15 protein-coding genes are annotated in these 15,055 nt (G+C 70.8%); 8 read left to right on the top strand and 7 right to left on the bottom strand.

Annotated elements, in window-relative coordinates:
* Window positions 1-73 precede the first annotated feature (73 nt).
* Genes ACWDEW_RS30085 through ACWDEW_RS30070 form a run of 4 tightly spaced genes read left to right on the top strand, consistent with a single transcriptional unit; the run spans window position 74 to window position 3,065 of the window.
* Window positions 74-1,420, top strand: a complete 1,347-nt coding sequence (locus ACWDEW_RS30085) for a GH25 family lysozyme (RefSeq protein ID WP_450516714.1) — start codon at window positions 74-76, stop codon at window positions 1,418-1,420.
* A 38-nt stretch (window positions 1,421-1,458) separates the two neighbouring features.
* A complete protein-coding gene (locus ACWDEW_RS30080) occupies window positions 1,459-1,851 on the top strand; it encodes a hypothetical protein (protein WP_450516713.1) in 393 nt (130 codons plus the stop codon).
* 25 nt (window positions 1,852-1,876) lie between these two features.
* Window positions 1,877-2,296, top strand: coding sequence for a hypothetical protein (locus tag ACWDEW_RS30075; RefSeq protein WP_450516711.1), 420 nt, complete (start codon window positions 1,877-1,879; stop codon window positions 2,294-2,296).
* 19 nt (window positions 2,297-2,315) lie between these two features.
* Window positions 2,316-3,065 (top strand): D-Ala-D-Ala carboxypeptidase family metallohydrolase, encoded by a 750-nt coding sequence (locus ACWDEW_RS30070; protein ID WP_450516710.1) that lies wholly within the window; start codon window positions 2,316-2,318, stop codon window positions 3,063-3,065.
* Between the two features lie 65 nt (window positions 3,066-3,130).
* Here ACWDEW_RS30070 and ACWDEW_RS30065 read toward each other — a convergent pair whose 3' ends face one another.
* Window positions 3,131-4,219: a helix-turn-helix domain-containing protein gene (locus tag ACWDEW_RS30065; protein WP_450516708.1), complete on the bottom strand. Its 1,089-nt coding sequence runs from the start codon at window positions 4,217-4,219 to the stop codon at window positions 3,131-3,133.
* A 125-nt stretch (window positions 4,220-4,344) separates the two neighbouring features.
* Entirely contained in the window at window positions 4,345-5,577 is a 1,233-nt protein-coding gene (locus ACWDEW_RS30060) for a hypothetical protein (protein ID WP_450516707.1), read from the bottom strand.
* 252 nt (window positions 5,578-5,829) lie between these two features.
* On the opposite strand from ACWDEW_RS30060, the gene ACWDEW_RS30055 reads away from it, so the two are divergent.
* The 3 genes from ACWDEW_RS30055 to ACWDEW_RS30045 are packed head-to-tail and all read left to right on the top strand — an operon-like array spanning window position 5,830 to window position 9,465.
* Complete coding sequence (locus ACWDEW_RS30055) at window positions 5,830-6,801, top strand: formylglycine-generating enzyme family protein (protein WP_450516705.1); 972 nt, start codon at window positions 5,830-5,832, stop codon at window positions 6,799-6,801.
* On the top strand, window positions 6,798-8,084 hold the full coding sequence (locus tag ACWDEW_RS30050; protein WP_450516703.1) for a cation:proton antiporter: 1,287 nt from the start codon (window positions 6,798-6,800) through the stop codon (window positions 8,082-8,084). The genes ACWDEW_RS30055 and ACWDEW_RS30050 overlap by 4 nt, the downstream gene beginning before the upstream one ends.
* Window positions 8,085-8,109: 25 nt before the next feature.
* Window positions 8,110-9,465: a diacylglycerol/lipid kinase family protein gene (locus tag ACWDEW_RS30045; RefSeq protein WP_450516701.1), complete on the top strand. Its 1,356-nt coding sequence runs from the start codon at window positions 8,110-8,112 to the stop codon at window positions 9,463-9,465.
* Here the strand turns inward: ACWDEW_RS30045 and ACWDEW_RS30040 are convergent.
* Window positions 9,431-10,285 carry a hypothetical protein gene (locus tag ACWDEW_RS30040; protein ID WP_450516699.1) on the bottom strand — a complete coding sequence of 285 codons (855 nt, stop codon included), beginning with the start codon at window positions 10,283-10,285 and terminating at the stop codon, window positions 9,431-9,433. The genes ACWDEW_RS30045 and ACWDEW_RS30040 overlap by 35 nt on opposite strands.
* A 217-nt stretch (window positions 10,286-10,502) precedes the next feature.
* Here ACWDEW_RS30040 and ACWDEW_RS30035 point away from each other — a divergent pair, with 217 nt between their 5' ends.
* Window positions 10,503-11,345, top strand: a complete 843-nt coding sequence (locus ACWDEW_RS30035; RefSeq protein ID WP_450516697.1) for a YhjD/YihY/BrkB family envelope integrity protein — start codon at window positions 10,503-10,505, stop codon at window positions 11,343-11,345.
* Between the two features lie 5 nt (window positions 11,346-11,350).
* Here ACWDEW_RS30035 and ACWDEW_RS30030 read toward each other — a convergent pair whose 3' ends face one another.
* From ACWDEW_RS30030 to ACWDEW_RS30015, 4 genes are read right to left on the bottom strand one after another with little or no spacing between them, the layout of a single operon-like run.
* A complete protein-coding gene (locus ACWDEW_RS30030) occupies window positions 11,351-11,644 on the bottom strand; it encodes an SHOCT domain-containing protein (protein ID WP_450516695.1) in 294 nt (97 codons plus the stop codon).
* Between the two features lie 37 nt (window positions 11,645-11,681).
* The gene (locus ACWDEW_RS30025) at window positions 11,682-12,101 is read right to left on the bottom strand and encodes a DUF6325 family protein (protein ID WP_450516694.1); all 420 of its coding nucleotides are present in this window, start codon (window positions 12,099-12,101) and stop codon (window positions 11,682-11,684) included.
* Window positions 12,102-12,126: 25 nt separating this feature from the next.
* Window positions 12,127-12,534: an SHOCT domain-containing protein gene (locus tag ACWDEW_RS30020; protein ID WP_450516692.1), complete on the bottom strand. Its 408-nt coding sequence runs from the start codon at window positions 12,532-12,534 to the stop codon at window positions 12,127-12,129.
* 40 nt (window positions 12,535-12,574) lie between these two features.
* A complete protein-coding gene (locus ACWDEW_RS30015; RefSeq protein ID WP_450516690.1) occupies window positions 12,575-14,932 on the bottom strand; it encodes an arylsulfatase in 2,358 nt (785 codons plus the stop codon).
* Window positions 14,933-15,055: the final 123 nt, after the last annotated feature.

The following is a 15,055-nucleotide window of genomic DNA, read 5'->3' as shown; positions in this document are numbered from 1 at the left end:
CGGCCTTCACGGCAGCCGCTGCCAGCATGAGCCTGCCGGGGCTCCCGGCAACTCATCAGAGGGGGAACAGCACATGGGACGAAGGACGCTTCTGCGGGGTCTGACCCTCGCCGTGGCAGCGGTCCTGCCCCTGTACGGGTCCACGGCGGTGCAGGCGGCCCAGTCCGCGGTCACCGCCGCAGCGCTCTGCGGGCACACGAGCGCACAGCCCACGCTGCAGCAGGGATCGACGGGGGACGCGGCGGTCGAGGCGCAGTGCGAGCTCAGCCTGGCGACGAAGCCCAGCGGGTACACGCCGATCGCGGCGGACGGCACGTTCGGGCCGGCGACGGCCACGCGGTTGAAGGAGTTCCAGCGGTGTGCCGGTCTGGGCGTGGACGGCGTGCTGGGCCCGCAGACCTGGACGGCGCTGAACAGCTGGGCCGCCCAGCCGCACACCTGCGCGACCCAGGGCACCTCGGCCGCCGCGCAGACGACCGTGTGCGGCCACACCGACACGCGCCCGACGCTGCAACAGGGCGCGAAGGGTACGGAGGTCAAGGAACTGCAGTGCCGGCTGAACCTGGCGATGGAGCCCTTCCACTATCAACCGCTGGCGATCGACGGCGACTTCGGGGGCGGGACCCGGTCCCGTGTCGTCGAGCTCCAGCACTGCGCCAATCTCGGTGCGGACGGCGTCGTGGGCCCCAACACCTGGGCGAAACTGGTGGATTGGTCCAGCCGTGACGCGTACTGCACGCCACCGCGCCCCGCCGGCCACCCGGTCGACGGCCTGGACACGGCCAAGTACCAGCACCCCGGCGGCGCACCGATCGACTGGGAGGCCGTGAAGGCCTCGGGAGTCGAGTTCGCGACGGTCAAGGCCACCCGCGGTCTGAACGTCACCGACGAGTACCTCGCCACCGACCTGGAGGCGGCCAGGACGGCGGGGCTGGCCGTCGCGCCGTACCACTTCTACACGGGCACCGCTCCCGACACGGGTGCCGCGCAGGCCGACCGGTTCATCGCAGCCGTGCGGGCGACCGGCTACACCGGGCAGCGTGCGGGCGATCTGCCGCCGGTGTTCGACCTGGAACGCATGGACGACGGCAGCGGACGCTGTCCCACCTACGGCACGGTGGACGACGCCAAGGCGTGGCTGGACCGGGTGGAGGCGGCCTTCGGGCGTACGCCGGTCATCTACACCCAGAAGTCCTTCCTGGACGACTGCCTCGGTTCGACGACCGCCTTCGCCCGGTATCCGCTGCAACTCGCGGACTACCGCACGTCGATCACCCAGCCGCCGCTGCCGAACGGCTCGGCGACCTGGGCGATGTGGCAGTACACCGACGCCGCGCTGTTCCCGGGCATCAAGGCCCCGGCGACCGCCGACGTGTTCAACGGCACCCAGGCCGACCTGGACCGGCTGGCCAACCGGTGATCCCGGCCGCCCCCGTCGTCGTACCGAGGAGAATCCCCATGACCGCCCGGTTCGCCCGCGCGTCCCTCGTCGCCCTGCTCGTCACCCTGGGCTTCACCGTTCCGGCGCCCGCCTCGGCGGCCACCACCGCTGCTGCGGCCACCAGTTGCTACGGCGGGGCCGTCACGGTGCACTACGGCGACGTGCTCGACTTCGGCCCGTACTGGACCACGAGCCGCTGCGACGACATCAACATGCGCGTCGTCGGCGGCGACGCGGAGTACGTCGTCGCCTGCGTGAAGTTCGCGAAGACCGGCGTCTGCAACCGCTGGACCAAGGTCGGCCGGAGCTGGACGACCATCGCCACCGACGTCCTGGACGGGACCAAGTTCACCGTACCCAACGGCGTGGACCTGGAAGACAGTTCAGCCACCATCCAGATCGCCTTCTGACCCCCGCACCCGAACGGAGACCACCATGACCAGAAACAGGGCGTTCGCCTCGGCTCTGTTCACCGCGGCCGCGCTTCTGGGGGTGGGAGTCGCACCCGCCTCCGCGCAGTCCTCGGCCACCGCGACCAGCTGCTACGGCGGCGCCAAGACCCTGACGTACCACTACTCCACGTCGCCCGTGTCCTACGGCACCTATACGACGTCCTCGCGGTGCAACGACATCAACATGCGGCTCCTCACGGACAGCCCGGCGGGGGTGTTCCTTTACGCCTGCGTGGTGTTCGTCGACCACACGAGCAAGTGCAACAACGACGACACCTACTCCCTCCACGGTACGGAATGGGCGACCGTCGCCACCGACGTCAAGGACGGCACCCACTTCGTCCTGCGCGTGGGCCCCTACGACACCGACGCGCAGAACGTGACGTTCCAGATCGCCTACTGACCTCCATGAAAGGACGACCATGACCTCCTCCTTCCGTCCCATCGACCGCCGCACCATGCTGCGCGGCACGCTGGCCGCCGGTGCCGGCGTCGCCTTCGGCCAGCTGCTGTTCTCGGGCACCGCGCAGGCCTATTCCTGGTCGCGCACCCTGGAACAGGGCGCCACCGGCGCCGACGTGACCGAGCTGCAGATCCGGATCGCGGGCTGGGCGGCGGACAGCGCCAGCCACAGCCGGGTGAGCATCGACGGGGACTTCGGCCCCGGTACGGCGGCGGCCGTGAAGCGGTTCCAGACGGCGTACGGTCTCACCGCGGACGCCAGCGTCGGGCCCAACACCCAGGCGAAGCTGAACGCGCTGGAGCAGTCGGACGGCTCCACGCTCCACTTCAACTGGAGCGAGTTCTACAACCAGACGGACGGCACCTTCAACGGCGGCAAGCTGAGCGCGTCGGCGGTGAAGGAGAACGTCCGCCGCTGCATGTACAAGCTGGAGGCGCTGCGCAAGAAGCTGGGCGACAAGCCGATCACGGTCAACTCCGGCTTCCGCAGCATCGCGCACAACGCCGACGTCGGCGGGGCCAGCGACAGCATGCACCTGTACGGCACGGCGGCCGACCTCGATGTGTCCGGGGTGGCCACCAAGACCGTCTACCAGAAGGCGGAGACCTGCGGGTTCTCCGGTCTTGAGACGTACACCGTCGACCACCAGCACGTCGACAGCAGGGCCGACCTCGGCCGTGACTGGTGGTGGGAGGACGGCACCGTCTGACGCCGCACGCGGGGGAGCGGAGTTCCGGGTGCCGCGGCGGCGGTACCCGGAACTCCGGGCCGGGCTCAGCTCTTCGGTGTGCTCTTCAGCGCCGCCTCGCAGGAGGGCCAGTCGTGGAAGTCGTGCTGGGCGCTCCACAGCCGGTGGGCCGCCTTGATGTTCCACTCCGGGTCGAATGCCCGCAGCGGGGTGCCGCCGAGTTCCGACAGGCGGCGGTCGGAGATCTGGAACACGCCCCAGTTGCGGCTGCCGTTGGTGTTGGGCAGTACGTACAGCGGGTCGAGGAACGACGCACAGCGGGCGACGGCCACGGCGGTGTCGGGATCCTCGGTGAACACCTCGCGGATCAGCTTCGCCACCTTCGCCGGGGGCCAGGTCGTCATGCTCACCTTCCGGGCGTAGAGCGCCTTCTTGGTGGCGTCGTCGACCACGTTCGTGGCGGGCAGACCCGCCAGCACCTGGAACGCGGTCACTCTGCGCAGGGTCTCCGGCCCGAAGTCCCCGTCGACGGCGAGTTTGCCCTTGGCCCGCGCCAGCAGGGTCTGCACCTCGCGCACGCAGTCGTCGTGCTGCCCCATGCTCACCGTCTTGCACGCAGGTGAGTACAGCAACTCACCGCCGGTCGTCGACGAGTCGTCGGTGGAGCTCCCGGGCAGCCACACGAAGCCGGCCACCAGCAGCACCGCGACCACGGCGGCGAGTACCGCGAACCGGGAGGACAGCTTCTCGGACACCCGGGACCGGCGCTGCTTCCCGGTCTTGTCCGGGGTGATCGCGGGAGGAGTGACGTCGTCCGGTGCGGGGTCCTCTCCCCCGGAGCTCGCCTGCGCGGGTACGGCGGACGCGTCCGGTTCCCGTTCCGACTCCGGTTCCGGGATCTCCTTGGCGGTCACGGCCGGTGCGTCCCGGTCGGTGTCCGCCAGCGCCCACAGCCGGTGGAGTTCGCGGAGCTCCTCCGGGCTGGCGCCGCACACCTTGGCGAAGGAGTGCAGCACCCGGTAGTCCGTCGGGACGCCGAGTCCGGAGCAGTACCGGTGCAGACTGGACCCGCTGACGCCCGCCTCCTTGCCGAGGCGGTCGTAACCCCGGCCACTGCGGTCCTTCAGCATCCGAAGGTGGGCGGCGAACTTTTCGGTATGCGGAGAGGCAGCCACACGTCCCCCATTGCTCAAGCCTCTACTGACGGGTAGAAGCTACACCGCGAGCGGGAGTGCGGGCGCCCTTTCGTCGCCGCGACAGGACGTCAACCTTCGCCCTGAGGACGGTATTTGACAGTGTGTCAATCAGCGGCGGGAGTTCCTGCCGCCCGCTCCCTGCGACCGCTCGCCGCCACCAGCGCGATCACCGCGAGCACCGCGAGGAAGACGAGCACCAGGAGCAGTACCGTCAGGACGGTGGGGTGATTCCACAGGGCGAACAGCAGGGCAAGCAGCAGCAGGAAGCCGATCGTGAGCCGGCGCCGGTTGTCCGCGGTCCACGTCCCCGCCCGACCGGTCCGGATGTCGTGGGCGTCCGCCCAGCGCGCGACGGAGTCCGCGGTGCGCTCGGACGTGGTCCGCACGGCCCGCGCCCCGCGGCCGGGCCCCACGAAGTACGCGCCGAGGGCGACGACCACACCGAGCACGATCACGGTGCGCAGCGTGACCTGCAGGAAGTGCAGGAGATGGTCGAAGACGGCTGCCGCGGCCGCCTCCGACTGCACCTGCGGGGGCAGATGGTCCAGGTAGTAGTGGCGGGCGACGACCAGTCCGATCGCGACGATCAGGGCAGCCCCGGCGGCGCCCAGGGCGGTCTTCGCCAGGGCGCGTCGGCGTCCGTACGCGAGGAACACTCCCGCGGCTCCGAGGACCACCGTCAGCACCGGCATCCAGGTACCGACCACGTCGAGGGCGTGCGCCGCGCTCTGCATACGCTTGAGCTGATCGGACTTGAAGAGAACCATCTGCTTGTTGACCGCGGGGATGTTCTCGGCCGGCGTCACGCCTGCGTCGACGAGCTCCTGCTTCACCCGGTCGACAGCGGTGCCGACGTCCAGCGTCACGGTGCCGTCGTCGACGCCGACCGCGCCGCGTCCCTTCCCGGTCAGGGCGTGCACCACGGCCGCGTGGGCGGCCCGGTTGGCCGACGTCCACACCTTCTCGAACCTGTCGCTCCGGACGAAGCGCGTCGCCACCTTCTCGGCCGCCCCGGTCACGGCCGCGTCCAGTTGCGGGGCCAGACCCCGCACCGCCCGGGCCGCGGTGGGCGGTAGGCCCTGCGACTGCAGCCAGGCCGCGAGTTCGGCGGTGGCGCGCTTGCCGTCGACCCGTACGTCGACGGCCTGGACGATGCGGTTGCGCGCGGCCTCCTCGATCGCCGGGTCGGAGGCGAGGGGCTTCACCGTGGCGACGTAGCGGTCCGTGTCGAGAGCGATGTCGTGCACCCAGACGGTCAGTACCGACACGGGGACCAGGACGCAGGCGAGGACGATCAGCACCGCCGAGGCGACCTTCCGCACGATCCGGCCGGCCAAAGGCGGGCTCTTCTGGGCAGGGGCCTGTGATGGTTCCCGCGGGCTGGTCATCCGTCCTCCAGGCGTGGGGTGCGGCCGACTGTGTCTGCCGTAGGTATCCATTCCTCCCGATCACGGGGCACCCGGCATCCGGGGTGCGCCATCCGGAGTGCCCTCAGGGCCACGACACCGGTTCGTCGTGTCGATGCCGGACACGCCGCTGCCAGGTCGGATCATGCACAGGTCGGCATGTTCGATCCCGATTGGTGCTCAATGTCGGAAAAAGGATCAGACGGACGGTGCTGTGCTCCGTCGCGGGGTGAGTCGCAGCAGCGGGTGAGCGTGACCGTGCCGTCCGCGCCCCCGGTCGACGCCTGGGCGGTCGGCATGGTGCACCTGCCGGGCGGTCCGTTCCTGATGGGCGCGGAGGACGACTGGGTCGTTCCCGAGGACGGGGAGGGACCCGTTCATCGGGTCCGTCTCGTGCCCTTCTGGATCGACCGCTGCGCTGTCACCAACGCGGAGTTCGAGGAGTTCACCGACGCGACCGGGCACATCACGGACGCCGAACGCTACGGCTGGTCGTTCGTCTTCGCCGGACTGCTGCCCGACGACTTCCCGGACACCCGCGCGGTCGCCGAGGCTCCCTGGTGGCGGCAGGTGTACGGGGCGTGCTGGAGCCGACCCGAGGGCCCCGGCTCCGATGTGGGCGAACGCGCGGAACACCCGGTCGTCCACGTCTCGTGGAACGACGCCACCGCCTACGCCGCGTGGGCGGGCAAGCGGCTGCCGACCGAGGCGGAGTGGGAGTACGCCGCCCGCGGCGGTCTCGAACAGACGGTGTTCCCCTGGGGCGACGAGCTGGAGCCCGGCGGCGAGCACCGGATGAACGTGTGGCAGGGCCCCTTTCCCGACCGCGACACCCGCGCGGACGGCTGGTACGGAACGGCGCCCGTCACCACGTACCCGCCGAACGGGCACGGCCTGCACAACATGTGCGGCAACGTCTGGGAGTGGTGCGCCGACTGGTACTCGCCGGCCTACTACACGCGCAGCCCGCAGGACGATCCGCCCGGCCCGTCCTTCGGCGTGCAGCGGGTGATCCGAGGCGGGTCCTACCTGTGCCACGCCTCCTACTGCCGCCGCTACCGCGTCGCGGCCCGCAGCTCCAGCACCCCCGACAGCAGCACCGGCAACCAGGGGTTCCGCTGCGCCCGCGACGCCGCACCGGTGAGGTCCCGGTGAGCGGTGGCAGCGCGTGGGCCGGGGTGGCCGTGGCCACCGTCACGGCGGGGTACGCGCTCGTCTCCCGGCGGCTCTCCACGACCGCCGTGTCGGGGCCGATGGTGTTCGCCGGCCTCGGGGTGGCCATCGGCCCGCTCGGGCTCGACCTCCTCGACCTGGAGCACGACGCGGGACCGCTGCTCACCCTGGTCGAAGCGGCCCTGACCCTGGTCCTGCTGACCGACGCGATGTCCGTACGGCGTCGTGATCTGCGGGTCGGCGGCTTCCTCCCCGGCCGGCTGCTGGGCATCGGACTGCCGTTGACCATCGGGGCCGGCTGGCTCCTGGCCTGGCCGCTGCTGCCCGGGCTGAGCGTGTGGGAGCTGGCGCTGGTCGGGACGATCCTGGCGCCGACGGACGCGGCGCTGGGCAGGACCGCGGTCTCCAGCCCGCGTGTCCCGCCGCTGGTGCGCGGCGGTCTGAACGTCGAGAGCGGCCTCAACGACGGAATGGCGCTGCCCTTCTTCCTGCTGTTCCTCGCGGCTCTGCCGGGAACCCACGCCTCGGAGGAGGGAGTTGCCGGAGTCTTCTGGCGTGCGCTCGTGGTCAGCACCGTGCTGGGACTGGCCGTCGGAGGGATCGGCGGACGGCTGTTGTCCTGGTCGCATGGGCGGGGGTGGGTCGGCGGCACCTGGCGTCAGCTGTTCGTCCTGGCCCTGGCGGCGGGCTCGTACACGCTGGCGGTCGTCGTCGACGGGAGCGGGTTCATCGCGGCCTGGGTGGCGGGCTTCGCCTTCGGTGTCTCCCAGCGGCGCTCCACGGCGGCGGAGCCTGTCGACGAGAGCGCGGACACCGGGCGGCTTGCCGAGCAACTCGCCGAGTTCCTGGCGTCGTTGAGCTTTCTCGTGTTCGGTGCCGTGCTGCTCGGGCCGGCTCTGGAGCACCTCGACTGGCGGATCCTCACATACGCCGTGCTGAGCCTCACGGCGGTGCGCATGCTGCCCGTCGCCGTTTCCCTGATCGGGAGCCGGCTGGCCCTTCCCACGGTCGGCTACATCGGCTGGTTCGGGCCGCGCGGACTCGCGTCCGTCGTCTTCGGGCTGCTGGTCGTGGAGGAACAACACGTGCCGGGGGTTCGGCTCATCGGCCGGGTCGTCGCCGTCACCGTCGCGCTGAGCATCCTGCTGCACGGCATCTCCGCCGTGTTCCTCGCGAACCGGTACGGCGCCTGGCATCGGAAGGCCGCCGCCGCGCGGCCACATCTGCGTGAGGGGACACCGGAGGGGAACCCCGGCACGCGCTAGGACAGAGACGAGTCACGGAGGAATCATGGGTGGCGACGACACAGGGCATCGCGGCAGCAGAACGCAGCGGTGGGCGGCCCGACTGGCGATCGCGGCGGCCGCCGTCGCCGTGGCTCTGCCTCTCGTGGTCGCGGGTTTCCGAAGTCTGGGGCTGGCCGCCGTCGCGCTGGCCGGGCTCGCGCTGAGCGCGGCCGGGCTGTGGTGGGCCCTCAGCCGCAGGGGGCTGGTCAGGTGGCTCGCGGTCGCCCTGGCCGTGGCCGTACAGGGCGGGGTGATCGCGCTCTTCGTGGTTGTCGGTCTGTTCTGGCTGGTGATCGTCGTTCTCTTGCTGTGGGCCGTGGTGTGTTTCGAGGGCTGGGCCGCGCTCGCCGAGGACGGCGGACGTGTCGCTCCGGTCGAATACCGCACCCCGCCGCCGGAGCGCCCGTTCCTCGTCATGAATCCGCGCTCGGGCGGCGGGAAGGTCGAGAGGTTCGGTCTGCGGGAGAAGGCGGAAGCCCTGGGCGCCCAGGTCGTGCTGCTCGACCCGGCGCATCCCCGGGACGTCGCCGCGCTCGCCCGGGACGCGGTGGCGAACGGTGCGGACCTTCTCGGCGTGGCGGGCGGAGACGGCACGCAGGCCCTCGTCGCCGGCGTGGCGGCGGAGCACGACGTCCCCTTCATGGTGATCTCGGCCGGTACCCGCAATCACTTCGCCCTCGACCTCGGGCTCGACCGCGAGAACCCCACCACGTGCCTCGACGCGCTCACCGACGGTGTCGAACTCCGCGTCGACCTCGGGCGCGTCGGGGAGCACACCTTCGTCAACAACGTGTCGTTCGGCGCCTACGCCGAGGTCGTCCGGAGCCCCGCCTACCGGGACGACAAGATCGGCACCGTCCTCCGGATGCTGCCGGACGTCCTGACCCATCACACCGGCTCCCGGCTCAGGGTCCGGGGCCCGGGCGTCAGCATCGACTCCCCCCAGGCCGTGCTCGTGAGCAACAACCCGTACAGCACGGACGACCCGGTGGGCCTGGGGCACCGGGAGCGGCTGGACACGGGCGTCCTCGGAGTGCTGGGCGTCAACGTCGACAACGCGGCCCAGGCGGCCGAACTGATCCGTGGCAGACGCTCGTCCGGGCTCACCGTCGCCACCGCGCGGGACGTCGTCATCCATGCCGACACGCCCGACGTGGAGGTCGGTGTCGACGGCGAGGCGCTGTCCTTTCCCACCCCCGTCCGGTGCGCGATCCGCCCTCAGGCCCTGCGCGTACGGGTCCCCCGCGGCCGGCCCGGCGTACCCCGCACGCGGCCCCGTCTGGACTGGCGGCGCCTGCGCGATCTGGCGCTGGCGCGCGGCCGCGTCAGCGGCGGCGGAGGTACCACACCAGCGCGGTGACCGCGGCGACGGCGAAGACCGCGAGCACCATCACGCTCCAGTGCTGGTTGCCGAAGCGAAGGTCGGCGGCCAGCACGACGCCCACGATCACGACCGGCACCAGGCACGCCAGCAGGACCCGGACCGTCACCAGGAGAAGCCCCGGGCGCAGCGTGGCCCGCCGCCCCGCCGGACCGCCCTGCGGCAGCACGCCGGTTCCGCCGTGGAGAGCGAAGTGCCGGGCGGCGACAACCGCGAGCTCGTTGGTCGCGCGCCGGTACGTCTCGGCGCAGACCGGAACCCAGACGAACGGCACCACGAAACCGACGAGGACCAGCGCGATCGTCGCCGCCCACACCGCGGCACCGCGCAGCCTTCCGCGCGGATGGTCCTGGGGCGTGACCAGACCGATGAGGTACGCCAGTCTCCTGACGGTGCTCCACCAGCCGGCCTTCGCCACGCCGCCCTCGGCCGCTGGACGTGCCTGCCGCAGCGCCTCCTCGGCCTGTTCGACCGTCGGATGGACGCCCTGGATCACGAGCAGGTCGGCCACGACCGTCTCGTCCCCGGGGTCACGGCCGGACAGGGCCGCGAGTTCGAGCACCATCCGCACCTGGGCGAGCAGCGCACCGCAGAACGCGATCGGCAGCAGCGCCATGAACGGACCGCCCAGGAAGGAGCCCTCCGCGACGGAGGTGCGCACTCCCCGGCGCACCACCTGGTGTGCTCGTTCAGCGGTGTCCGCCTGCTGTTCCGGTTCCCCGGGCTGGCGCTGGGCCATCCGCTCCGCGGCCGGCGGGCCGAGGAGTTCGACCGCGAACACGGCCATGCGCTCGGGCATGTGCCGCGGATCCGCTCGGACCGTACGCAGCAGTTTCCTGGCCGCGCCGGGAGTATGACGCCCCGCTGACTCGCCGTCCTTCACCTGCCGCACGCTAGCCAACCCGGCGCGCCTTTCCGCTCCGTCGGTCTCGCTCCCCGGCTGATTCACCCGGATGAAGCGCACAGGGCGCGAGCCCCTGAAGGCGGTGGCGGCCTCTCTGTGCGAGGAATGGACTGTGAATCGCAAGCAGCTCGGCGACTGGGCGAGGGCGGCTCAGGAAATGCCCCGGCGGACACCGGTGATCGGGCGGATGCTCGGCCGGCTGATCAGCGTCAACTGGATGGACGCCAGCGCGCGGCTGGCGGCCCAGACGTTCCTCGCCGCGCTGCCGCTGCTCATCGTGGTGGCCGCGTTCGCGCCGAAGGCCGTCAAGGACGTGCTGGTCGACTCCGTCCAGGCCATGCTCGGGAGTGACGCGCCGGTCGAGGACATCGAGAAGACGTTCGGCGCACAGGGCAGCACGAAGGAGACGTACGGAGCTGTCGGCATCGTCGTCACGCTCATTTCGGCGACCGCCCTCAGCCGCGCCCTGCAGCGGGTCTGCGAACGCTGCTGGGATCTGCCCAAGGCCGGCACCCGAATGGCCGCGTGGCGGTGGCTGGCGTGGCTGCTGGGCTGGCTGGCCACGGTGCTGCTGCAGGCTCCTTTGCGCCACGGCTTCGGAGGCGGCACCTGGCTCGGTGTCCTGCTCTCGCTGGCGACCTCGGTACTGCTGTGGTGGTGGACGCAGCATCTGCTGCTCGCGGCGCGCATCGGCTGGTTGCCGCTGCTGCCCGGAGCCGTCCTGACGGGCGTCGGCATGGTGGTGTTCGTCTATGCGTCGGGCCTGTTCATGCCCGCGACCATGAAGCGGAGCATCGCCCAGTTCGGATCCCTCGGCTACGTGTTCACCCTGCTCTCGTGGCTGATCGCGTGCAGTTGCGTCGCCGTCGCCGGAGTCGCGCTGGGCCAGGTCACCGCGGTTTCGGGGCCGTTCCCGCGCTGGCTGGGCACTCCTCGGGAGAGCGAGGAGTCGTAGGGCCGTCAGCCCCTGAGGATGCGGTCCTTCTGGACGGCGAACTCCTCGTCCGACAGCACGCCCTGCTCATGGAGTTTGCCGAGGCGTTCCAGGTTGGAGATCTCCTCGTCCGTCAGCCCGGAGGACGCCTGCGCGGCGGCATCCGCGTCGGGCACGGTCTGCTGTGCGGCGGCACGCTCGGCCCGGTGCCGGGCGACCCTGCCGGAGACCGCGCTCGCGGTGCCGGCGGCCACCGCCGTACGGGCTGCCACCCCGACGAGGCCGGGACGATCACGACGCGCCAAACGGCGACCCAGCATGGCACTCACCTTCCCTTTCCGGCGCGCGGGTGCCGCCTCAGGCGGCGTCCTCGTACGCCCGCTCCACCACTTCGGCGGGGATGCGCTCATGGGCGACGAGCCGGCCCCCGGCGCGGCGGACCGCGCTGGCCATCCCGGCGGCCCAGGTGTCCTCCCACAGGAGGAGGGCCGCCGACGAGTCCGGCGGGAGTTCGTCGGCTACCAGGGCGAGGTCCTCCCGGGTGAACAGCCCGCCGACCTCTCCGTCGATGTCGTCGAACACCGATGCCTCCGTGGGGTCCAGGGCGTCGAGCTCGACGTAGGAGACGGCGCCGTCCGCGTCCTTCTTGACGAAGGTCAGATCGAGGATGCGCACGGTGCCGCTCGCCACGAGAGCCCTCAGCTCCGGTGCGATCTCGCCCCGGAAACGGTTGCCGGGAAAGGCGACGACCACGTATTCGACAGGTCCCACGTCCATGACTGTGCCCCTTCCTCACCCACCGTCAGCCGGCGAGCACCTTCTCCTTGGCCTGCTCGTACTCGGCGTCGGTGATGTCCCCGTGGTCGTGCAGGCCGGCGAGCTTCGAGAGCTCCTCGACGTGACCTGTGGGAGTGGGCGTCCCTGCGCCGGTACCGGCGGCCTCTCGGACGTAGGCCTGGAATTCCTGCTCGTTCCTGCGGGCCCTGCGCATCTCGCGCTCGCCCATGCCCTTGCCTCGGGCGATGAGGTACACGAAGCAGCCGAGGAACGGCAGGACGACGCAGAAGACCGACCATCCGGCCTTGCCCCAGCCGCTCATCGAGTCGTCCCGGAAGATGTCGCCGAAGACGCGGAAGAGCAGCATGAACCACAGGACCCAGAGGAAGACCCACATGATGGTCAGGAAGGCGTTCAGCAGCGGATAGTCCATGATCCTTCTCCTTGGTACGGCGCCATGGGCACTGACTTGATCACTGGCGTCCCATGGCGATACGGATCCGGTCCTCGGGCCGGATGAAGTGGTCGGCGTCGTTGGGCCCGGTGTCGACCTGGACCCAGTGGATGTCACCGGTGAACGCGCCGTCGGGGCTCACGTAGTCGGGGGCGACCGGAGTGCCGGTGTCCAGGCCGACGTCGGCGGTCTCGTCGGCGGAGAACAGGAACGGCAGCGTGTGCTCGACGCGGCCCTCGCCCACGTTGTCGCCGTCGTAGTACAGGGACACGGTGCCGCCCTTGCCGAGGCCGCCGCCGTCGTAGGCGAACTCCATGCGCACCTGGTGCTCGCCGGAGGGCAGCGGGCGCTCGGCCTCGACCTGGGCGATCTCCAGGGCACAGAGGTTGTACGCGAACTTGGCCCGGCCGTGCCTGGTGTACAGGCTCCAGCCGCCGAAGCTGCCGCCCTGGGCGAGGATCACGCCCTCTACGGGACCGTCGGTCGAGGCGATCTCCGCGGTGACGGCGAACGACTTGTTCTTGACGTTGACCAGGCTGCTCTCGGTCAGCCGGCCCATGCCGCCGTACAGCAACTGGTGGTCGGAGCGGATGAGTTCGGGCCGCCCCGCGATCTCCGCGTTGAAGCGTTCGGCGGTGCGGTCGTCCATGGGCAGGACGTTGTACCGGGTGGCCTCGATCAGCCAGAGCCGTTGCAACTCGTGCAGTTTCCCGGGCAGTTCGGCCGCCAGGTCGTGGGCCTGGCTGGGGTCGGTGGAGCCGTCGTAGAGCTCCCACACGTCGTCGTCGAAGGCGACCTGGCTGCCGGTCGCCACCCATGGGGTGCGGTGCTTGGTGACGGCGGACCAGCCCTTGTGGTAGATGCCGCGGTTGCCGAACATCTCGAAGTACTGCTGGTCGTGGCGCTCGGGCGCGCCGGCGTCCTCGAAGCTGTAGAGCATCGAGATGCCCTCCATCGGCGACTGCTGCACGCCGTTGACCGTGGTGGGCTCTGGAATGCCGGCCGCTTCGAGGATCGTCGGGGCGACGTCGACGAGGTGCGTGAACTGGCCGCGGTTCTCGTCGTTGGCCCGGATGCGGGCCGGCCAGTGGACGATGGTCCCGTTGCGGGTGCCGCCCCAGTGCGAGGCGACCTGCTTGGTCCACTGGTAAGGGGTGTCCATGGCGTGCGCCCAGCCGACCGCGTAGTGGTTGTACGCCTCCGGGGTGCCGAACTTGTCGATGCGGGAGGCCATGAACTCCGGGGTCTCGATCTGCGCCATGCCGTTGAAGGCGAGCAGCTCGTTGAAGCTGCCGCGCAGTCCTCCCTCGGCGGAGGCGCCGTTGTCGCCGGTGATCACGTACGTCAGCGTGTCGTCCAGGATCCCCAGTTCCTCCAGGGCGTCGAGCAGCCTGCCGATGTGGTGGTCGGTGTGGGTGAGGAAGCCGGCGTACACCTCCATCTGCCGGGCGAGCACGGGCCGGAACTCCGCCGGGATCTCCTCCCAGGCGGGGATCTCGGCGTGACGCTTCGTCAACCGGGCGTTCGGCGGGACGACTCCGAGCTCCTTCTGCCGGGCGAGGGTGTCCTCCCTGATCGCGTCCCAGCCCATGTCGAAGCGGCCTCGGTAGCGTTCGGACCACTCCGCCGGCACATGGTGCGGTGCGTGGGTGGCGCCCGGTGTGAAGTAGCAGAAGAACGGCCGGTCCGGCATCAGGGTCTTCTGCTGGCGCACCCAGCCGATGGCCCGGTCGGTCAGGTCCTCGGTGAGGTGGTAGCCCTCCTCGGGGGTCTTCGGCGGGGCGATCGGTGACGTGCCCTCGTACAGCGCGGGCTCGTACTGGTTGGTCTCGCCGCCGATGAAGCCGTAGAAGTACTCGAATCCGCCGCCGCCCGTGGGCCAGGCGTCGAAGGGGCCGGCCGGGCTCGTCTGCCAGACCGGGACCTCGTGGCACTTGCCGAACTGGGCCGTGGAGTAGCCGTTGAGCTTGAGGATCTCGGCGAGGGGCGCCTTCGTGTTGGGGCGCATCGAGTTGTAGCCGGGGGCGGAGGTGGCGATCTCGGTGACGCCGCCCATGCCCACGGAGTGGTGGTTGCGGCCGGACAGCAGCGCCGCGCGGCTCGGCGAGCACAGGGCGGTGGTGTGGAAGCGGGTGTAGCGCAGGCCGTTGCGTGCCAGGCGGTCGAAGACGGGGGTCTCGCAGGGGCCACCGAAGGTGCTGGGAGCGCCGAAGCCGACGTCGTCGAGCATGATCAGCATGACGTTCGGCGCCTGCTCGGGCGGCAGCAGCGGGCGGATCGGCGGAAACGAGGTGTCCGGGTCCTTCGCGTCGTACGTGATCGGTCCCATGCGACGCACGTCGGGGATCGGGAGGATCTGGCGGTGGGTCTCGGACATGGGCCGTGCCTTCCTTCCAGGTCGTCCCGGTGGGGCCACGCTTCCCTGCTCCCGTCGTCCCGGTGGGGCCATGCTTTCCCTGCCCCCACGGTGCGCCGGCGCCGCGCCCTCGCGCCTCACCCG

The organism is Streptomyces sp. NPDC001100 (genome assembly GCF_053598575.1).
Note: the sequence above shows the minus strand (reverse complement) of the source record. Positions and strands in the feature narration are given on the sequence as shown.